Origin of the sequence: Deinococcus humi, from assembly GCF_014201875.1 — a bacterium.
GTDB classification, from domain to species: Bacteria; Deinococcota; Deinococci; order Deinococcales; family Deinococcaceae; genus Deinococcus; species Deinococcus humi.
This window is the reverse complement of sequence record NZ_JACHFL010000001.1, coordinates 688,634-708,855: the sequence shown is the minus strand read 5'-3', so window position 1 is coordinate 708,855 and position 20,222 is coordinate 688,634. Positions and strand designations below refer to the sequence as shown.

Below are 20,222 nucleotides of genomic sequence, written 5' to 3'. Positions count from 1 at the left end.
TGGGACGCTCTACAACACGTCCTCCGCACTCCCGCGCTTGCGCTTGTTGTTCTGGGTCTTGCGCCAGCGCAGTGCCTTGACGATGGCGGGGGCAGCGGCGTTGAGCGGCAAGTCGTAAGCCGGATACCACGCGCGCTGCTCGCTAAATTTCAGCTTCATCTTGAAGACACCGAACGAGTGCTTTTCCTCATCGAGCTTGCGGGGGATGCCCCAGAAGTCGAACAGCGTGTACCCGCGCGCTTTGGCGTCCAGCATGGCGTTCCAGTAGAAGGCGTCAGGGGCCTTGCTGTCTTTCAGGGGCTGACCCGCGTCATTCACGCGGTCATCTCGGACGCTGCCACCGAACAGGTAATAGGTGCCCGCGCCCATGCCCAGAAAAAAGCCCCCCGCCAGCGCCTTTCCCCTATGGCGCGACAGCACGATGTACGCTTCGCCGCCGTGGGCATTGCCCTCGCGCAACAGGGTCTCGTAGTACGCGCGCGGATAGGCGCCCAGCCGGGCCCGCTCGTTGGTGGCGGTGAAGATGTCCCAGAAAGCATCGAAATCGTCGTCGCGGCCTGCCACCACGCCCAGTTTCTGTGCGGTGCGAACGTTGCGGCGGGCCATGCTATGCAGACCGGCGAACAGCACGTCTTCACTGTGTGACAGATCTGCCAGGATGGTGTGTTCGGGCTGCTCGGATTCGGCGCGGCGGAAGGGGCCGTAGGCGTCTGGGATCTCGGTGCTGTCGTCGGCGGGCAGCGGCACGGGCGGCTCGATCTTGAGAAGGGCGTCGCCCGGTTTAGCGATTGCCTTCACGGCGTCGGCCACGGCCGGCAGCAACTCCAGGCTTTCCAGGGCCGGGCCGCGCGGCGCGTACAGCGTGCTGAACCCCGGCACCAGCCGCTTGCGGAGCAGTTGCAAAGCGCCCACCGTGCGTCCGGCCTCGTCCACGATCAGGGAGCGCAGGGGGGTTTGGCCCAGCACCCGCCGCGCCTCGCCGTAGCCCCAGCCCTGCAGGGCGCTGGTGATCGGCATGTTCCGCACAGCGTCGTCGTAAACGCGCGGATCGGTGGTTTCCAGGAGCTTCAGGCGCACGGGGCGGATTGTAGCAGGGGAGACCTCAACAGGCACCTGAGCGTCCGGCGGAAGGGCCAGCCATCCCGTGCCTTTGCCCTTTGCCACCATCCCTCATCGCCGTGCGGGCTAGACTGCCAGGCATGAAGAAAATCCTGCTGACCCTGGCGCTGCTCGGCGGCGTCGCTCTGGCCCAGACTGCTCCTCCTGCGCCGGCTCCGGCCCCTGCTCCCACTGCACCCGCGCCGACGGCCCCAGCGCCCACCACTCCAGCCCCCGGAACGCCGGCCACGCCCGCAGCGCCGGTCAGCACGGGTGACCCGGCGGCAGTTGTAGCGAAGGTGGGCGATCAGACCTTCACGCTGGCCGATTTCGACAGAGCGTTCCGCATCGCCGCTGCCCGCGTGGTGAATGCCCAGGGCATTCCCTTCGAGGACTCCTACCTGACCGAATTCGCCGAGGCCCGCCCCGAGTACCTCAAGCAGTTCCTGCGTGACCGCGCCGTGACCCAGCTGGCCCAGTCGCGTGCCAAGGTGGATCAGGCCACCGTGGACAAGCAGTTTGAGGATGCGCGCGGCAACTTTGAGACCGACGAGGCATTTGCCGAGGCGCTGGCGGCCACCGGCTACAGCACCCCTGAAGACCTGCGGGCCGAGCTGGGGCGCCAGGCGCTGGTCAACGCATATCTGGAAAGTCTGCAGGAGCGCTTCAAATTCGGCGACGCCGTGGTGGCCGGGTACTACCAGCTCAACCGCGACAAGCTGACCCGCGAGGCCGAGGCCTGCGTCAAACACGTTCTGGTCCCCACTGAGGCCGAGGCCAAGGCGATTGTGGCGGATCTGGCAGGTGGCGCGGACTTTGCCAAGATTGCTGCCGAGAAGAGCCAGGACCCCGGTAGCGCCCCGCAGGGCGGTGACCTGGGCTGCTTTGGTCCTGGGCAGATGGTTGAAACCTTCGACAAGGCCAGCTTTACCGGGCCGGTGGGCCAGGTTCAGACCGTGCAGTCGCAGTTCGGCTACCACGTTCTGGTGGTGACCAAGCGCACCGATGCGGGCGTGACTCCGCTGGCCGAAGCCGCTCCGCTGATCCGTCAGCAACTGGCGAGCGAGGCCGCTCAGAAGTACCTGGACTCCCAGGTCGCCCGTCTGAACACCGCGTCCTTCCCGGACGTGGTCACGTTGCCAGCCAGCAAATAAACTTTCAAACCCACTGTTCCTGCTGAGCAGGGTGCAAGAGCCGGAGGCCATTCTGAATCCCAGAATGGCCTCTGACCTGTTTGTCGTCTGATCTGTAGAGGGTCAAGATCATGAAACAGAGGCCAATAGCGTAGTCGATTTGTGGTGGCCCGACAATGCGACAACATGATTTCGCACCGGACAATTCCGTGGCCCAACCAATTTCTATTTTAAGACTCTTTCTTATTCTGCCAATTGAGTCTACGAGGAGGTCGGAATCACTACGAGGTCCGCTTAAGTAGTTACCCCCTAAAGGCATAGGTGCCTGTTCCGCTCCTCGAGTTGGAGCAGGCAAGTTGATTATTGCTTATGTAGGTCTTTGCCGAAGGGGAATTCTGGCGCCCGTTTCCTGGTTGTCGTGTACTGGGGGCTCACTTCGTGACGGTCCAACCAAAGTGAAGGAAGTTTAATGTCTGCCAAACGTGGCAGAGGCCTAAATGGCTTTTGGCGTCCCCACGCTAAGAAGGCGACTTTATGAGATTTCTCTCGAATCCGGTGAGGTCTCTGTAAGAGGGCCTCCGGCAAGATCAAAAGACTAGAGCCCGTCCTGTAGCCCACATTCAAGGAGCAATACCATGACCAACAAGATAGCCGCCCTCAGCCTGTTGACGCTTGGTCTCCTATCCGCGTGCTCCAACACAGTCACTTCCACTACTCCTGCGGCCCAGGAACGTTTTGCCCGCGTCGCCCTGGTTCCTCTTGAGGCGGGGGATACGCCGAAGCGCCTGGCCAAGGCGGTAGGAGGTTCCGTGCTGAGCTGGAACGAAGTTGGATGCGAGGCTGCCGATGAAATCAACTGCACGGCCATGATAGGCCTGAATTCACAGGTGGATACCCAGAACCTGCACGCCCTGCGCGGACGGACGATGTACATTGAGCCGAACAAGGATGTCTTCAGTGGCGGCGGCACTCTGACTGCCACAATGGGCGGCAAGGTCAGTATCTGGGCGGGCGGCAAGGTCAGCATCTGGGCAGGTGGCAAGGTCAGTATTTGGGCAGGCGGACAGTTCACTCAGCTTCCAGAGAACACTGCGCTGTGGAAAAAAATTCGGTTGGAAGAAGCGCAGCGTATGGCCCCCAATTTGGGCGCGGGCGTGACTGTGGCCGTCATTGACACTGGTCTCGACCTTCAGCATCCTGCTTTCGGCGGCTCCCTTTCCGATCCGTCCACTTGGTATGACTTTTACGCTGGGGACACGATGCCACAAGACGAGGGCATCTTCGGCGTCGGCGGCTACGGCCACGGGACCAACGTGGCGGGCATCGTCTTGCAGGTGGCTCCCGGCGCGAAGATCATGCCGCTGCGCGTTCTGGGCTCAGATGGTTCCGGCGACGTGGTAATGGTGGCCAAGGCCATTGTCTGGGCCGCCGACCACGGCGCCGGCGTGATCAACCTGAGCCTGGGCAGCGAAGAAAGCTCCAAGGTCGTGCAGGACGCCATCAAGAAGGTCACCGAGAGAAAGGTGCTGGTGGTATCGTCGGCAGGCAACAGCAATCTGAGTAAGATCACCTATCCAGCGGCAGACGCCGATGCCAAGGGCAGTGGGGCTTATAGCCTGAGCGTGGGCAGCGTTGATCTGAATGACGTCAAGTCCAACTTCTCGAATTACGCGACTGAATTGAAAGTGATGGCTCCGGGTGAGCAGGTGTATGCTCCGGCTCCAGGAGGGCTCATGGCCGCTTGGAGTGGCACGTCCATGGCCGCCCCCATGGTCAGTGGCGGCCTGGCGCTGGCGCTGGGACAGCAGGCGCCCACCAAGGATCTCGCCAAAGAACTGGCTGACCGAGCAACGGATATCTACAATATCAGCGGCAACAAACCATTCAAGGACAAGCTGGGGGAAAAGGGCCGTCTGGACCTGGTGGAGTTCCTCAGTCATGCCAGCACCTATTGAGGGCTGTTAACCAATGACTGTTGGCCCCCAATCCTCTTCCGCACCCAGACCTGGGCCACCCCAGACCCAGCTTCAGGCGCTGCAACGTGCCATTCCTGAATTGCTGGGTGTGGATCCAGCACAGGCACTGGCAATGGCGCGGACTTGCTGCGATCTGATTGGCAAGCTTGATTGCAGTGAGGCCGCCGAAAGCCACGTCTTGCTGGGCCGGGCGCTTCAAGCGAGTGGACAGCAGACCGAGGCCTTAGCTGCATTCCGCCGCGCCGCAGACCTCTTTAAACAACTGCGCCAACCTGTATCGGAAGCCGAGGCGCGTGGACTGGTCGGGAAAGCGCTGATTGACCTTGAACAGTTTGATGACGCCGCCATAGCCCTGGAGCGCGCGTTAGAGTTGGCTAAGCCCGTGCCGGAAGCCGCAGCAATTCAGGCGACAGCACTCAACCATCTAGCCGCTGTCCACAATCATCAAGGGCGCGCTGCGGAAGCATTGCAGCTCACCCATCAGGCGTTGCAGCTCCACGAGAGCGGCGGAAATGTCACTGGACAGGTCCACTGCCTGACCAATATTGGCAGCCTTCAGATGCGCTTTGGTCAGTACGGCGAGGCAATCAAAAGCCTGACGCGTGCATACAGCCTCTACAAAACACAGGCAGCGGATCCAAAAACGGAAATGCCTATTTTGCACAATCTGGCACACGTCCATAGCATGAGCGGGGATGCTGGGTTAGCGATTGAGGTAATGCTGACGGCGTATCAGGCAGCCAGCGCCACGGGCAACCAACGTCTTGAGGCTCTAGCGAGCCTCAACCTTGGTGGCTTCTACCTGGACACACGCCAGTTTGACCGCGCGCGCGAGTATCTACAACTGGCCCTGAGTCTCAGCCGCGAACTGAAGTATCAGGTGGGCGAGTTGAGTGCGCTGGATAGTCTGGGCAACCTGTACGGGCAGACTGAGGAACCCGTACTGGCCTTGCAGACCATTCGTGAGGCGCTGGCGATTGCGCTGGAAATCGGGTCAAAGCAGGGTGAACTGGAGGCCCGCCTGCAACTGGGGCGGCTACACCTGCGTCAGGGCGAACTGGACGCGGCCCGGCAACAACTGGAGGCGGGCCTGGAACTGGCCGTCAGTATCCAGTCGGTCAAGGAGCAGGCCGAGGCCCACGAGGCGCTGGCCGAATATTCCGAGAGATGCGGCGATCTGGGGCGGGCGCTGGCCCACAGCCGCGAGCTGACCCGTATCGAGCGCGAACTGTTCAATGCCGAGCGCGACCGCCAGACCCGTAACCTGAGTATCCAGTTCGAGGTCGAGCGTGCCCGCCACGACGCCGAGATCTACCGTGTCCGCACAGACGTGGAGCAGGAGGGACGTCAGCGCGCCGAGGAGCAGGTGCGCGTGCGAACGGCAGAACTGGCCCGCGCGCAGCAGGAGGTGGTTACGCGCCTGGCCATGGCCGCCGAGTACCGTGACGACACCACCGGGGAACACACCCGGCGGGTAGGGCGCACCTCGGCACGGATCGCGCGGGCGCTGGGCTGGCCGGAGGGTCAGGCCAACGTGCTGGGCATTGCGGCGAGATTGCACGACGTGGGCAAGATCGGTATTCCCGACAGTGTGCTGCTCAAGTCGGGCAAACTCGAAAGTGCCGAGTTCCGGCAGATGCAGACCCATACCCTGATCGGGGCACGCATCCTGTCAGGCGGACGCTCGGAACTGCTGCGTCTGGCCGAGGAAATAGCGCTGACGCACCACGAACGTTGGGACGGAAGCGGCTACCCGCGCGGGCTGCGGGCCAGCGAGATTCCGCTGTCTGGCCGGATCGTGGCGCTGGCCGACGTATTCGACGCGTTGACTCACGCGCGGCCCTACAAAGCGGCCTGGAGCCCCCAGGAGGCGCTGGACGAGATCCGCAAGCTGACCGGGAGCCACTTCGATCCCGAGCTGGTGGACACTGCCGTGGCGGTCCTGACACAACCCGACAGCCACGACAGCGACTGGGGAGAGGAGCCTCTGCCGCTGGAACAGGAGGATGCGAGCCACGTCCTGACGGTTTTCGAGCAACTGCTGGTCGAGCGTACCCGTGAACTGGAGCAGGCCCGTGCGGTGGCTGAGCGGCTGGCCCTGACGGACAGCCTGACCGGACTGGGCAATCGCCGCGCGCTGGAGCAAGTGCTGGAACGGACCCTCAAGCAGGCCGCCGGGAACCACAGCCCATTTACCGTGATCTCCTTTGATCTCGACGGACTGAAAGGGGTGAACGACGCGCACGGGCACGCGCAGGGGGACCTCTTCCTCCAGGGTTTCGCGCAGGCGCTGACGGAGGTGCTGGGCGATGTTGGGCTGGCCTACCGGATTGGCGGTGACGAGTTCGCCGTTGTGACCGCCAATCCGCTCGACGAGGGCGCGCTGCAAGACCTGTTGGATCAGGTCCATGGCCAGATGCGGCGCCAGGGCTTCGAGGACGCCACTGCCAGCATGGGGCATGCCCAGTACCCGCAGGACGCCCAGACCGCTGGTGATCTGCTGAGGCTCAGCGATCAGCGTATGTATCACCGCAAGCTGTTCCGGCGGCGTGGGCTGCATTGATTTTGAGTGGCTGTCAGCGGCAGGTAGTGATAGCTAGGGTCTATGCGCCCACACCCATCACCTCGGCGCCCGACGGAAAGTCGTGGGGAAGCAGCGTCAGTCCTTGATCCCGCGTCCGCCACGCCGCTCAGCGTTACATAGCTGCACTTTTGCCTACGAGGTCACGCTGTGCAACACATCCAGTAGGCGTGACGCCTCTATCTGGAAGAGTTCCATGACCCTGTAGCCCTCAGTGACCTTGAGCATCTCAAAAGGAAAGAACAGGTCTAGCAGCGTGTTCAGAGCCACGGCAGCCTGACTGTCTTCGAACACGTTGTCGTTGCGCAAGTCGCCCCTGGCAAACTTGCTCTGTATCTCGGCATCCAGCGTGTCGGCCTCATGCCTGCTTTCTCGGTCGTCATACGCCTGTTGTAACGCGTCTCTCAAGACGCCGCCGGGATGTAGAGGTTTTCTCTGTTTCTCTGGCTAAGCAGCGCAGAGCCCAATTGAGGAATCAGGCGCAAATTGCCCTCGTCCCAGTCCACTCAGCCGCGCACTGCTCTCATGGCTTGTGCCGCCGTGGCTGACCAGGTGCAGGGACATTGGGGCAATCTGGCGGCCTTCGTGACATGAACGGCGTGCAAATACGGTTCTGCCCGGCCTCTCCCTAAAATGCGCGCAGCCCATGCCCACTCCTTCCCTCTGCCGAGGTTCTATACCCCGCCCCATCTTCTCTCCCTGGTTCCGCCCTTGACCACCCCGCAACTGCTGGTCTTTGCCACGCTGATCGGTGCGCTGGTGCTGTTCGTATGGGGCAAGTGGCGCTATGACGTGGTGGGCATGCTGGCGCTGCTGGCGCTGACCCTGACCGGCGTGGTCAAGGGCAACGAGGCCTTCCGTGGCTTTTCCGAGCCTGCCGTGATCACGGTGGCTGCCGTGCTGGTGATCAGTCAGGCCTTGCAAAAGACCGGGCTGGTCAACGTGCTGGTGCGCGGCCTGAGCCGGGTGGGGAATGGCATGACCGCGCAGATTCTAGTGATGTGCGTCGTAGTGGCCGTGCTCAGCTCTTTTATGAACAACGTGGGCGCGCTGGCCATCATGTTACCGGTGGCCATTACCCTGGCCAACCGCGCAGGCCGTTCGGCCAGCTCCTTGCTGATGCCGCTGGCCTTTGCCTCGCTGCTGGGCGGCATGACCACCCTGATCGGCACCCCACCCAACCTGATCATCTCCAACCTTCGCCGTGACCTGCTGGGTGAGCCCTACGGGATGTTCAGCTTTACGGCGGTGGGCGGGGCAGTGGCGGTGGCGGGCGTCGCGTATCTGGTGGTCTTCGGCTGGCGGCTGCTGCCCCAGCGGGTGTCTGGCGAGAACCGTGCAGACCTGTACCGCATGGCCGATTACATGACCGAGGTGCGGCTACCCGCGGGCAGTGCCCTGGCCGGACAGCGCGTGATGGATCTGGGCAAGGTGGAGGGCGTACAGGTGGTCTCCCTGGTGCGCGGCGAATCGCAACGGCCCTTTCCCACGCCGTTTACCGTATTGCAGCCGGAGGATGTGCTGATCGTCGAGGCCAATGCGGCCAGACTGACCGAACTGGTCGAAGACGGGCAGCTGACACTGGTGGGCAACGAGAAGATCACCCCCGAACAGCTGGCCTCCGACGACGTGCGGCTGGCCGAAGTGGTGGTCACGGCGCTGTCGCCCATTGTGGGCCAGAGTGCCGTGAGCCTGAACCTGCGCCAGCGTTTCAACATCAACCTGATCGCGGTGTCGCGTCAGGGCCAGCGCCTGCGCGAGCGTCTGGTCAATGCCCGCTTCAAGGCCGGGGACGTGCTGCTGATGCACGGGCCGCATAATTCCATTGAAGAAGCCATGAACACTCTGGGATGCCTGCCGCTGCGCGAGCGTCCACTGGACATGGTGCCCGCCGGACAGACCCGCAAGATGCTGCTGACCGGGGGCATCTTCCTGGTGGCTATTGTCGCCGCCACGTTGAACCTGCTGCCGGTCGCAGTGTCCTTTACCGCCGCCGCCACCCTGATGCTGCTGCTGAGATTGATCAATCTGCGCGACGTCTACGAGAGCATCGAGTGGCCCATCCTGGTGCTGCTGGCCACGCTGATTCCGGTGGGGGCGGCGCTATCGAGTACCGGCGGCGCGAAGCTGATCGCCGAGGGCGTGCTGGGCGTGGCCGCCGACTGGCCGGTGATGGCGGTGCTGGTGGTGGTGATGGTGCTGACCATGACCCTGTCCGATGTGATTAACAACGCCGCCGCCGCCCTGATCACCGCTCCGATTGCTGTGACCATCGCGCAGGGCCTGGATGCCAATCCCGACGCCTTCCTGATGGCCGTGACGCTGGCCGCCAGCAGCGCTTTCCTGACGCCTATCGGACACCAGAGCAACACGCTGGTGATGGGGCCGGGAGGCTACAAGTTCAGCGACTATTGGAAGGTGGGCCTGCCGCTGGAGATCATCGTGGTGGCGGTAGGTGCGCCCGTCATTGCGCTGGTTTGGGGGCTGTAGATGTCGGGGCTGGATTCACAAAGGAACCGAAATGCCCCGCCCATTGCCTCAGCGCTAACCTAGAACGAAGGCGCCGGAACCGTTTCATGTTCCGGTCAACGGAGGAACCGCATGACATCCAAACAGAGCGTCCCCAGCCTGGGCGCTGTGGGTATGGTCCAGGAGCTGGTCGAGGAGGTGGGTGCCCGGCCAGGACTGGCGCTCGGGCAGGCGTTCGCCCAGGCCCGTGGGCGCATGGCTGCCCGCACCTCTCGGCCTGGCGTGGACGGCGCGCTGGAAGATCTGGCCCTGACGTTGATCCAGCATACTGATCCCCCAGAGGCAGGCCTCTACGGTGATGTCTTTCTGGCGATGTCGGGGGCACTTCAGGGCGCCCAGAACCTGAACCGCGAGAACTTTGGTGAGGCCCTGACCGCTGCCCTGGCCGCCGTGCAGACGGTGGGCGACACCAGCCCGGCCCGCCAGCACCTGATCGGCACCCTGATTCCCGCGCGCGAGGCCTACCGCGAGGCTGCCACTGCCGGAGAGCCGTTCAGTGTCTGCCTGGAGCGTATGGTTGAGAGTGTCCATCGCGACGGCGCAGCGTCCGCCGACGCCCTTCCTCCCCTCGTCCTTCAAACGATGGCGCGTTTCATTCAGGGCGCGCTGACCTGAGTCCACTCATCCTTTATGGAGGTTGGTTATGAATCCCACCCAGACCGCAGTTGGAACCGACAAGCTTGAACAGCTCAAGGCCGTGACCGTCGTTGTCGCAGATACTGGCGATATCGAGGCCATCAAGAAATACCAGCCGCAGGACTGCACCACCAACCCGTCGCTGATCCTTAAAGCCGCGCAGCTGGAGGGCTACGGTTCGCTGATGGAAGAGGCCCGCGCCCGCCTGAAATCCGGCGAGAGTGTTGACGATGTGATCGACAGGCTGACTGTCCGCGTCGGCACCGAGCTGACCAAGATCGTGCCCGGCAACGTCTCGACAGAAGTGGATGCCCGGCTGTCCTTCGACAAGGACGCCCTGCTGGCCCGCGCCCGCCACCTGATGGCCCTGTACGAGGAAAACGGCGTAGGTAAGGACCGCATCCTGATCAAGTTGGCCTCCACCTGGGAAGGCATCGAGGCTGCCCGTATCCTGCAAAAAGAGGGCATCCGCTGCAACATGACCCTGCTGTTCAATCTGGAGCAGGCGATTGCCAGCGCGCAGGCCGGGGCCTATCTGATCTCGCCCTTCGTGGGCCGGATTACCGACTGGTACAAGAAATCCACCGGCACCAAGGACTATCCCGTCGATGAAGACCCCGGCATCCAGTCGGTGCGCGAGATCTACCACCACTTCAAGTCTCACGGCTACGAAACCATCATTATGGGTGCGTCGTTCCGCAGCGCCGCACAGGTCGAGGCGCTGGCTGGATGTGACCGTCTGACCATCAGCCCCCAGTTGCTGGGCGAACTGGCCGAGGATCACGGCAAGCTGGAAGTCCGGCTGGACGAGCAGATGGGCCACGAGAAGGAAGACATGATCACCGAGGCCCAGTTCCGTTACAGCCTGGCCTCCAATGCCATGGCCGGCGAGAAGCTTTACGAAGGTATCCGGGGCTTTGCCGCCGACACTGAAAAGCTGGGCAAGCTGCTGGCCGAGGTCAAACAGGACTAAAAACCCAGGGATTGAAAAGCGAAGCGCCTGCTGCCCTCGTAAGAGGGGCGGCAAGGCGCTTCACCTGTGCTCTACGACTAACTGTGGCGGGGTTTAATCACCAGCCGCCGGGATGCGCCCTCGCCCACGGATTCGCTCATCACGTCAGGATGCTCCTTGAGGGCAATGTGGATCACGCGGCGCTCGGCCGCGGGCATGGGCTGCAACTCGTGGGGTTCACCGCTCTTGGCGACCCCGATGGCGAGGCGCTCGGCCAGTTTGGTCAGGGTGTCGGCCTGCCGTTTGCGGAAACCGCCAATGTCCACGCGTACGCGCGTGTCACCCCGGCCCTCCAGCTTGGACAGGACCGTGTACGCCAGGATCTCGATGGCTCCCAGGGTGCGTCCGTCGCGCCCGGCCAGACGGGCCGCGTTCTCGCCACTGATCTCGGCTTCAAGGGCGTCGTCGACTTCGCGGACCGTCACATTCAGCTCGGGATCGATGCGTGCGACAAGACCGCGCAGAAAACGGTCCAGTACCGCGCTGGGGTCTGTGGCGGCGGCCTCCAGCGGGGGGGCAGAGCCGGAAGAGTCGGGCGCGGGCGGCGGTGTGACGCTCTCGTCCGCCTCGCTGATGCCCAGCTCCGCGAGGTAATCGTCGAGATTCGTGCGGTTGTCCATGCCATTCAGTCTACCGCGCCTCTCTCACCGGTTTCCCACACCTACGGCCAGATTTTCGGCTCGGCTGATTCATCTTGCTGCGCTGGGAAGGCGCACGCCGGGCTCCAGCTTGGCTACACGTTCTCGAAATCGTTTCATCTGGAGCTGACGGGCGCAGGCGGGCAGCTCCAGATCGTGTGCATAGGCCACTGTGGCTTGCCCCGGCGATTTTCATTTCATGGTGCAACTCCAGCAAGCACAAGGGCTGATCAGCGGAAGTTATGGGGAAGCGCGGCGTGGGGATGGCAGAAGGTCTCACCTTCGATGATCCTTTCACGGAATTGACCGATGTCTGAACGCTGCTCACTTCCAGTACACCAACCGCCGCACCAGCCACTCCAATGGGCCGGTGCCGAAGCGGCGCAGCCACCACGCGCTGACTGGCAGTTGCAACAGGCCCAGGACCAGCGCCAGTCCCACCGCCGCGGCCGCATCCCACTGTCCGAACTGTGCGCCCGCGTAGGGGTAAAAGATGGCGGTCATGATCAGGCTCTGGGTGATGTAGTTGCTCATGGCGACGCGTCCACCAGCCGCAAAAACGCGCAGTGGTCCCAGACGATCATGCACCGTCAGCAGGCCGATCACGCCCACGTAGCCCAGCGCGGAGGCCAGCCCGCCACCCATGCGCACGGGGATGGCGATCAATCCGCTGGCGTAGTCGCCCCGTGTGTTCAACCATGCCAGCAACACGCCCAGCGGCAGGCCGATCAGCAGGCCCCAGATGGTCAGCCCGCGCAACAGTCGGACATGCTCGTGGGGACGCAGCAGCAGGCCCACGCGGCCCGCCGCCGCGCCAAGACAGAACAGGGCCAGCAGCCATGCACCGTTGTAGAGGCTGCTCCCGATGAGTTCGCTCAGGAAATCGGCGGCCCTCCCTGAGACCACCTCCGTGTAGGTTTCGCCGGAAAATAGGGAGGGGAGCCCTGTGAACCTGGGCGCAGCCAGCCCCTGTGCCCGCGCGGCGAAACCCTCCAGTAGGCCCAGGCCCAGCCACCACGCGCCCAGCACTGCGGCCAGCGTCAGCAGACCACGGGCCGTCATCCGGGCCGTCGCCAGCAGCCCGAAAGCCAGGACTGCATACAGCGAGATGATGTCGCCGTGCCACACCAGCATGAAATGCAGGGAGCCCACCGCCAGCAGGACCAGATGCCGCCGCGCGAACACGCCCAGCCCCTGCTTTTGCAGCAGTCCCGCCGCACCCCAGCCGAACAGCATGGCGAAGATGCTGATGAACCGCCCATTGGCCAGCACGTCGGTCAACACCTGCACGGCGCGGTCCAGCCCGGTCTGGGTCCACTCGCGAAATCCTGCGAAATCCTGCGCGTTCACCACCAGAATTCCCAGCAGGGCCAGTCCCCGCAGCACATCGGGCAGCGGCGCGCGCGTTCTGACAGGGCCGCGTTCAGTGCGGGCAGGCAGCGCAGCGTCCGGCGGCAGCGGGGCGGTCATGCCGGGCAGGCTAGCGCGTCTGGTGCGGTCCTCTGTCGTGGACAGCGTTGCCTGCGATAGGGACGAAGTGAGCGCCGTATAGGGGAGAATTTTCTGGCATAGATCAGGAAGCGGATAGGGTCAGGTCTGCCCGCTAGCATTCTGAATCGCCTGGACCCATTGCACAGTTATGTTTAATCGTTCCCTTAATTGGGTCATCAAAGTCGCTTCGGGAAGTGTACGGCCTGTCCTAGATTGGATTGGAGACGATCAGGGCGACAATGCTTGAGGCCGCCCCTTTCCCTGGCCAAGTTGAGGTCACCTTGAAAAATGCTCTTTCCCACGACATTGCCCCGCATGAAGAGACCGCGCCGCTGATCAGCGTGGTGATTCCCACCTACCGCCGCCCCGAACTGTTGCTGCGCCGGGGGCTCAGGAGCGCGCTGGCACAGCGTTATCCCAATCTGGAAGTGCTGGTGGTCATGGACGGTCCCGATGTCGAGACGTCGGCGGCGCTGGCCGCCATCGACGATCCCCGGCTGCGCCCACTGACCCTGCCGCGCAACCAGGGGCCCTCGGCGGCCCGCAATTACGGCGTGCAACACGCGCGGGGCGAGTGGATCGCCTTTCTGGACGACGATGACGTGTGGCGTCCCGACAAGCTGACCCGGCAGATGCAAGTGGCGCAACGCTCGGTTCATCCGCTGCCAGTCGTTCTGAGCGGATACATTGAGCGCACACCTTACGGTGATCAGCTGTATCCCACACGCCCCAAAGCGGCGGATGAATCCCTGGGGGACTACATGTTCGTTCGCCGCTCGGCCCGCCCACCGGGGAGCGCAGTGTTCGGCATTCTGGTGCTGGCCCCCCGCGCTCTGGCCCTGCGTGTGCCCTGGCCCACGCACCTGCGCAACAACGAGGACTGGGACTGGCTGCTGCGCGTCGAGGAAACGCCAGGCGTCGGTTTCGAGCAGCTTCCCCCCGAAGACGCCTCGACGCTGGCCATCTATTACCGGGACGAGGATCGGTCCACGGGGAGTGGGGTGTCGTCGTGGCGGCCCATGCTGGAGTGGGCGCAAGGGCACCGCCGGGCTGGGCGGCTGTCGGACCGGGCTTACGCCGGATTTCTGCTGGCGCAGGTCGTGCCCCGCGCCGTACGGGCGGGTGACCCTACTGGCCTGCCGGTTCTGGGCCTTGCGCTGCTGGCCACGCGTCCTGGACCCTCCGAGCTGGCCAGCTTCTTGAAACACTGGGCTGTGCCTGCCCCTCTGCGGCGCAGGCTGCGGCGCTGGCTCAACACCCGACGCGCCCCCGTCCGGTTGGGCAACGTGATTGAGGACGGCGGCACAGCCCCGGATTCTCGCGCGGGGCCACCACCGGACGGGGGACGGCGGTCCGCTGTCAAGGTCACCTTTCTGATCGAGTCGATGAGGGCTCGGGCCGGGATGGAGCGGGTCACGGCAACCGTGGCGGGTGGCCTCGCGGCGCTGGGTCTGGACGTGCAAATTGTGGCTCTGCGGGGCGAGACTTCCGCTTTCGAGTTGCCGGAGGCGGTGATCCTGACCTCGCTGGGGTTGCCCGAGGGCACCCTGCGGATGAGGGCACAGACCGTCCCGCTGGTACGCGCCGTGCGAAAGGAACTGCAGCGGCGGCGTCCGGACGTGCTGATCACGGTGGACACTTTTCTGGCCGGATTCGTTTTCCCCGCCCTTCTGGACCTGCCGATGCTCCGGGTGGCCTGGGAGCACTTCAATTTCCGCACCGACCTGAACATGCGTTCCCGCCGACTAGCTCGCGTGATTGCCGCCCATCTGGGCCACCGGGTGGTGACTCTGACCCGGCAGGACCGGGATTGGTGGCGCGCAGCCTTTCCCCAGGCTCTCGCCTCCATCACGGCCATCCCCAACCCGCTGACGGTGGACCGTCCTGCGGTCAATCCGCACTCGCCGCAAAGCCGGGTGGTGCTGGGCGTGGGGCGTCTGGACCCCCAGAAGGGGTTCGATCTGCTGCTGCGCGCCTGGGCCGAGATTGAGGCGGATTGCCCCGAATGGCGGCTCCAGATTTACGGCCAGGGACCGGAGGAGCAGGCTCTGCGCGATCTGGCCGAGGAACTCGGGTTGCGCCGCTGGGAACTGTTCGCCCCCACCTCTGATGTTGCGGCGGTGTACCGCACTGCGGGGATCTACGCCCTCAGCTCCCGTCACGAGGGACTGCCCCTGGTCCTGATGGAAACGCAGGCGCACGGCGTCCCGGCGGTGGCCTTCGACTGCCTCACTGGGCCGGCGGAGCTGCTGGCGGCGGGGGGCGGCGCGCTGATGCCGGCACAGGACGTCTCTGCCTTCGCCTCGGCCCTGCAGTCACTGATGTCGCAGCCAGAATTGCGGCAGGAGTGGAGTGAGCGGGCCTATGCTGGTGCCGAGCGCTACCGCCTGGAGCCGATTCTGGGCCAGTGGCTGCGTCTGCTGGCGGCGGGACACAGTGGCAGGCCAGAGGCGGAGGACCAGGGCCGTTAGGCCACGTCTGAACCGCGTCGGTACTTCCGCATCACCTCCAGCGTGCGCGTGTGTGGCAGGGCGTGGACGGTGCGCCCGTGTACACCGGTCATCGTTTCGGCGGCGAACAGGGCGTTGATGATCGCCTCCTCAGTGGCCTCCACCACGGCCTTGAACAGTGGATCGAGGCTGGTGTTGGGCAACGCCTTCCAGTGTTCCAACCCGCCTGCAACCTCCGGCGTGGCGGTTGAAAAGGCCAGGAACAGGTCGCCGGAACCGTTGTGCGCCACGCTGCCGGTACGGGCCAGTCCCAGGGCCGCTCGGCGGGCCAGGCGCTTGAGTTGATGCGGCAGCAGCGGCGCGTCCGTGCCCACCAGAATGATGATCGAGCCGTCGCGACCAGCCGTATCCTCCCGCTCAGGAAGCAGGTCGGCGATCTCCCGGCCCACCGGGACGCCCAGGACCATCAGGTCTTCGCGTGCGCCGAAATTGGCCTGCACCAGCACACCCACCTTATGGGGCGAATCGTCCAGCACCCGTGACGAGGTGCCTACCCCCCCCTTGAAACCGGAAACGATCATGCCGGTGCCGCCGCCCACGTTGCCCTGGGTCACCGGGCCGCCTGACGCCGTATTCAGGGCCTCGAAAGCGTGTTCCTGGGTGACGTGGAAGCCGTTGATGTCGTTCAAGAAGCCGTCGTAGGTTTCGGCCACCACCGGCAGACTCCAGAGTTCAGTCCAACCGTGCGACTTGCCCCAGGCCACCACTGCGTCGCGCACCATTCCCACAGAATGGGTGTTGGTCAGCATGACCGGGCCAGTCAATCCGCCGGATTCGTCGATCCAAGTGGTCCCAGTCATCTCGCCGTTGCCGTTCAGGGAGAACCACGCGGCGGGCACCGTGTGCGCTCCGTTCCTGCCGCAGGGCAGCACCGCCGTGACCCCGGTGCGGACCGCATGTTTGCCCTCGCCCAGGATCAGCGTGACGTGGCCGACTTCCAGACCTGCCAGGTCGGTGATGGCATTCAGGGGACCTGTTTGGCCGGTGAACGGCAGGCCGAGATCGCGTGGATTGGGCATGGCGGGAGTCTAGAGGAACGCTTCCAGGCTCCTCTAGATCCTGTCAGAGAGGCGTTTGGGCGCAGTCAGTTCGCCGGAACGGCGCTCAACACCCCATTGGTAATGGTGAAGGCCGCCGTTGCCGCTTGCCTCACCAGCTCCGAGTCCAGCAGCGTGTCGCCGGGCTGGTGGTAGTTGGCGTCCAGGCCCCGGTGGAAGAACAGGGTGGGCACTCCGGCTTGCCGGAACGGCACCTGATCGCTGCTGCCAGGGGTGCCCACGCTGGCCTCCACCCCTGCGCGCCGCGCCGCCTCCACCAGCGGAGCCTCACCGCTGATGCTCAGGGGCATGACGTTCACGCCCACCATGTCCAGATTCAGCATGGCCTTCAGCCCCCCGGTAACGCTGGGATTATCCTTCACAAAAGCGCGCGAACCCAGCAGGCCGTCCTCCTCGCCGTCGAACAGCACAAAGAAACTGCGGGCCGAGAGCGACGTGTTGGCCGCCTGCCGCGCAATTTCCAGCACGGCCAGACTGCCCGACAGGTTATCGTTGGCCCCCGGCGCACCCTGCACCGAATCCAGATGCGCGCCGAACAGCACTTCTGGCCTGTCCACCCCTGCCTTGAAGGCGATCAGGTTGACGGCCTGAACCTCGCCCTGGCGCACGCGGACGCGCAGGGTCACCGGTTGATTGTCCTTCAGGGCCGCGCCCACCGTGGTTGATACGCCCAGTACAGGCAGGTTCAGAGCTTGCCCCAGCGTGCCCCGGAGGTCCCCGGCGCTGTTGTTGACGATAATGACGCCCACTGCACCCGCCGCCAGCGCTGCGCGGGCCTTGTCGATAAAGGGAATCTGCCCGCGCTGCACCACCGCCACTCGCCCACGCACGTCCACGCGCGCGAAGTCGGCAGAGGTGCCCACCCCCGGCACGCGCACCGCTGGAGCTGTGACCTCGCCCCCGGCGGAGTCTTGCAGGGCGTTGCCTCCCAGGACCTGTTCTCCCACGCGCACGTCCGAACCCAGATCGTCGAAACGCGGATAGGAGAAAGCCTCGCGCCGTGTCTGGTAACCCAGCGCTCGGAACTGCTCTTCCAGGTAGCTGCGGGCCTGCCCATTGGCTGCGCTGCCCGCCACGCGGGGACCGAAGGCCAGAACAGCCTTGGCGTGGTCCTCGACGGTGGCGGCAAGGCCGGAACCGGGGAGGGTCAGCGCCAGCAGCGCGGGCCACAGCAGAAGTTTCATAGGGCGAGTAGATCACGGCCAGCACACGCTTATAGTGGCCATGGCCGCCATGTCGCGGGGGTGTGGAGCGGAGCGTCTCAGCCCGCTGGTGACCCCCAGCAGGGCCCTCAGAGAGCACGCCTCTGGGTTGTCTCCTCCTGCACCAGCAGCAGCGATTGCCCATCGTGGATCCCCGTGGTTTCCGCCGACGTGTCAATGGCCGCTTCCATGCCGAGGTAGCTCTACGCTTTGAACATGGTCCTGGCGCTCATCTGTCGGCGCAGTCCTCGCGGGCCATCTGGAAGGAACTGTAGGGATGGCCAGGGGTGGGCAGGCGGCGGAAGTTCTCACGGCTGAATGAGGCCATGAAGCTGGTCCTGTCGCCCACCACGAACGGCCTTAAGACCCATCCGTGATTGTTGGTGGCCTACCGCGGATCGTCTCTGAAGGCCGGCCCCTTACCCTGCGGATACTGGCCCCTGAGTTCACCGTTCAGGTGGCCGGAATAGCTGTTGCTATGCATGTTTTCGGGCCACACCTTGCCCGTTTATAGCCTCGAGCATTAGGTGGTTTTTTCAGATTTCCGATGATTATCCAACGGCCCACGTCGCCCACCCCTTCTCCCGTCTCCATCACGTCGCCGGGTGCGGGGCGGACCGTGGCGAGATCGGGTAGCGGGCCAGGATCCGGCCCAGGGAAAAGGCGGCTAGAACAAAACAGCGGCGCCGGGGCATAGATTGGGTCATAGATTGACGCCTTCAGGCAAGTTGGAAAAGACCGAGTGATTTTATAGAGAATAGGGCGTTTTTTACCTTCTGCGCCGAGTAAAGAAGGGGACACTCGCACTTGTCTGAATCTGGTCCAGGCGCGATTCTGGAGCAACGAAACGGGCTGGGCGGACCGGCCGTGACCTGCCAGAGCAGCCCCCGCAGAGTCCATGTCTTTAGCTTTAATGAGGAGCAAGATGACCAGCAAAAGCAGCATCAGAAAAGGAAACCTCATGACCACGCTGCTGGGTGGGGCCACCGTGGTGACCCTGGCGGTGGCGATCGCGTTGGGCCTGGCCGCGCCGCTGGACATCAACCAGGGTTCGCTGGTGCGTCTGATGTTCGTGCATGTGCCCAGCGCCTGGCTCAGTTACCTGGCGTACGGCGGCACCGGCCTGTTTGGTCTGCTGTACCTGATTGGGCGGCAGCGGCGCTGGGACCGGCTGGCCCTGGCGAGCGCGGAGATCGGCGTGCTGTTCACGGTGGTTACGATTGTCGGCGGGATGCTGTGGGCCAAACCCACCTGGGGGGTGTACTGGGTCTGGGACGCACGGCTGACCACCACCGCCCTGAGTCTGGTGGTTTACGGGGGTTACCTGCTGATCCGCAGCCTGATCGACGATCCCGACCGCCGCGCCCGTGTCTCGGCGGTCGTAGGCATCGTGGGCACGCTGTACGTGCCGGTCAATTACATGGCGGTGGAATGGTGGCGCGGTGTTCACCAGACGCAGACCCTCAAGCTGCTGGGCAAGATGCGCTTCGATGCCGCTCCCATCTACGGCTGGGTGCTGCTGATGGCCGTCGTCGCCTTTACCTTCCTGTACCTGTACCTGCTGCGCGTGCGCGGCACGCTGGCTGCCCGTGAGGAAGCCCGCGAGGAGCGCGAATTGATGGAAGACCTGCAAGGTCAGAGTGTGGGAAGCGCCCGTGGAGCCTCTCATGGATAAGTACAGCGTGTACGTGATCGTCGTCTATGCCGTGACCTTCGTGTTGTTGCTGGGATATCTGGTGTGGCTGTGGGCGCGGCTGCGCGCCGTCCGGGACGAGACGGGCGAGGCGCCGCGATGAGCTCCCCCACGCCTACGCCGCTGCCACGCGCCCGCCAGCGCCGCCGCAACCCGCTGCCCGTCATTCTGGGCGTCGTGGCGCTTGTCGGCCTGACCGGCTTTATCGCCTTCGGAAACCTGAACAAGAGCCTGGAGTACTTCGTGACCCCCACCGAGTACTCGCAGCAGAGGGCCGAGTTGGAAGGCCGCCCGATCCGCATCGGCGGGCTGGTGCGGGCGGTGGACTACAATCCCCAGACCCTTGATCTGAAATTCGTCGTCTCGGACGGCGGGGCCAGCTTTCCGGTGCAGTACAGCGGGGCGGTCAGTGACCTGTTCAAGGAGAATCAGGGCGTTGTGGTGCGCGGCGAATTTCAGGGCAATACCTTTCACGCGCAGGAACTGATCGTCAAGCACAGCGAGGAATACAACGTGCCCAAGACGCAAACCGAGCTGAAGGACATGCTTCAGCAAACGCAGTGAGACGGCCTGTGGCTTGTCGCTTCGGGCCTGTGACGAAGAACGGGGTGTCGGGCGCTCAGGCTCGTTCTCTCCTTCCCTCATGTGGCAGGAAACAGAGTCCG

The 20,222-nt window shown here is 64.1% G+C and carries 16 protein-coding genes; 10 read left to right on the top strand and 6 right to left on the bottom strand.

Annotated features, from left to right (window positions below):
• Positions 1 to 9: 9 nt before the first annotated feature.
• Positions 10 to 1,077, bottom strand: a complete 1,068-nt coding sequence (locus tag HNQ08_RS03530) for a peptidoglycan bridge formation glycyltransferase FemA/FemB family protein (RefSeq protein ID WP_184127683.1) — start codon at positions 1,075 to 1,077, stop codon at positions 10 to 12.
• Positions 1,078 to 1,199: 122 nt separating this feature from the next.
• Here HNQ08_RS03530 and HNQ08_RS03525 point away from each other — a divergent pair, with 122 nt between their 5' ends.
• From HNQ08_RS03525 to HNQ08_RS03515, 3 genes are all read left to right on the top strand, one after another.
• Entirely contained in the window at positions 1,200 to 2,252 is a 1,053-nt protein-coding gene (locus tag HNQ08_RS03525; protein ID WP_184127682.1) for a peptidylprolyl isomerase, read from the top strand.
• 614 nt (positions 2,253 to 2,866) lie between these two features.
• Entirely contained in the window at positions 2,867 to 4,186 is a 1,320-nt protein-coding gene (locus HNQ08_RS03520) for a S8 family serine peptidase (protein WP_184127681.1), read from the top strand.
• A 13-nt stretch (positions 4,187 to 4,199) separates the two neighbouring features.
• Positions 4,200 to 6,770 (top strand): HD domain-containing phosphohydrolase, encoded by a 2,571-nt coding sequence (locus tag HNQ08_RS03515; protein WP_184127680.1) that lies wholly within the window; start codon positions 4,200 to 4,202, stop codon positions 6,768 to 6,770.
• Between the two features lie 153 nt (positions 6,771 to 6,923).
• On the opposite strand, the gene HNQ08_RS03510 is transcribed toward HNQ08_RS03515, so the two are convergent.
• On the bottom strand, positions 6,924 to 7,196 hold the full coding sequence (locus HNQ08_RS03510; protein WP_184127679.1) for a hypothetical protein: 273 nt from the start codon (positions 7,194 to 7,196) through the stop codon (positions 6,924 to 6,926).
• Between the two features lie 303 nt (positions 7,197 to 7,499).
• Here HNQ08_RS03510 and HNQ08_RS03505 point away from each other — a divergent pair, with 303 nt between their 5' ends.
• From HNQ08_RS03505 to tal, 3 genes are all read left to right on the top strand, one after another.
• Positions 7,500 to 9,278, top strand: coding sequence for an SLC13 family permease (locus HNQ08_RS03505; protein WP_221283949.1), 1,779 nt, complete (start codon positions 7,500 to 7,502; stop codon positions 9,276 to 9,278).
• Between the two features lie 111 nt (positions 9,279 to 9,389).
• Positions 9,390 to 9,932 (top strand): DAK2 domain-containing protein, encoded by a 543-nt coding sequence (locus HNQ08_RS03500; RefSeq protein WP_184127677.1) that lies wholly within the window; start codon positions 9,390 to 9,392, stop codon positions 9,930 to 9,932.
• Positions 9,933 to 9,960: 28 nt separating this feature from the next.
• Positions 9,961 to 10,926 (top strand): transaldolase, encoded by a 966-nt coding sequence (tal, locus tag HNQ08_RS03495; RefSeq protein ID WP_184127676.1) that lies wholly within the window; start codon positions 9,961 to 9,963, stop codon positions 10,924 to 10,926.
• A 77-nt stretch (positions 10,927 to 11,003) separates the two neighbouring features.
• Here tal and HNQ08_RS03490 read toward each other — a convergent pair whose 3' ends face one another.
• Positions 11,004 to 11,585, bottom strand: coding sequence for a Jag family protein (locus HNQ08_RS03490; RefSeq protein WP_184127675.1), 582 nt, complete (start codon positions 11,583 to 11,585; stop codon positions 11,004 to 11,006).
• Positions 11,586 to 11,927: 342 nt separating this feature from the next.
• Positions 11,928 to 13,073, bottom strand: a complete 1,146-nt coding sequence (locus HNQ08_RS03485) for a DUF418 domain-containing protein (protein WP_184127674.1) — start codon at positions 13,071 to 13,073, stop codon at positions 11,928 to 11,930.
• Between the two features lie 302 nt (positions 13,074 to 13,375).
• On the opposite strand from HNQ08_RS03485, the gene HNQ08_RS03480 reads away from it, so the two are divergent.
• Entirely contained in the window at positions 13,376 to 15,565 is a 2,190-nt protein-coding gene (locus tag HNQ08_RS03480) for a glycosyltransferase (RefSeq protein ID WP_184127673.1), read from the top strand.
• On the opposite strand, the gene HNQ08_RS03475 is transcribed toward HNQ08_RS03480, so the two are convergent.
• Both HNQ08_RS03475 and HNQ08_RS03470 read right to left on the bottom strand, forming a co-directional pair.
• Entirely contained in the window at positions 15,562 to 16,623 is a 1,062-nt protein-coding gene (locus tag HNQ08_RS03475) for a DmpA family aminopeptidase (protein ID WP_184127672.1), read from the bottom strand. The two genes, HNQ08_RS03480 and HNQ08_RS03475, sit on opposite strands and share 4 nt — an antisense overlap.
• 65 nt (positions 16,624 to 16,688) lie before the next feature.
• Positions 16,689 to 17,846 carry a M28 family metallopeptidase gene (locus HNQ08_RS03470; RefSeq protein ID WP_184127671.1) on the bottom strand — a complete coding sequence of 386 codons (1,158 nt, stop codon included), beginning with the start codon at positions 17,844 to 17,846 and terminating at the stop codon, positions 16,689 to 16,691.
• 943 nt (positions 17,847 to 18,789) lie between these two features.
• Between HNQ08_RS03470 and ccsA the strand changes: the two genes are divergently transcribed.
• Genes ccsA through ccmE form a run of 3 tightly spaced genes read left to right on the top strand, consistent with a single transcriptional unit; the run spans position 18,790 to position 20,121 of the window.
• Positions 18,790 to 19,539 carry a cytochrome c biogenesis protein CcsA gene (ccsA, locus tag HNQ08_RS03465; RefSeq protein ID WP_184127670.1) on the top strand — a complete coding sequence of 250 codons (750 nt, stop codon included), beginning with the start codon at positions 18,790 to 18,792 and terminating at the stop codon, positions 19,537 to 19,539.
• Positions 19,532 to 19,660 (top strand): heme exporter protein CcmD, encoded by a 129-nt coding sequence (ccmD, locus tag HNQ08_RS03460; RefSeq protein WP_184127669.1) that lies wholly within the window; start codon positions 19,532 to 19,534, stop codon positions 19,658 to 19,660. The genes ccsA and ccmD overlap by 8 nt, the downstream gene beginning before the upstream one ends.
• Positions 19,657 to 20,121, top strand: coding sequence for a cytochrome c maturation protein CcmE (gene ccmE, locus HNQ08_RS03455; protein WP_184127668.1), 465 nt, complete (start codon positions 19,657 to 19,659; stop codon positions 20,119 to 20,121). Before ccmD ends, ccmE begins: the two co-directional genes overlap by 4 nt.
• Positions 20,122 to 20,222 lie beyond the last annotated feature (101 nt).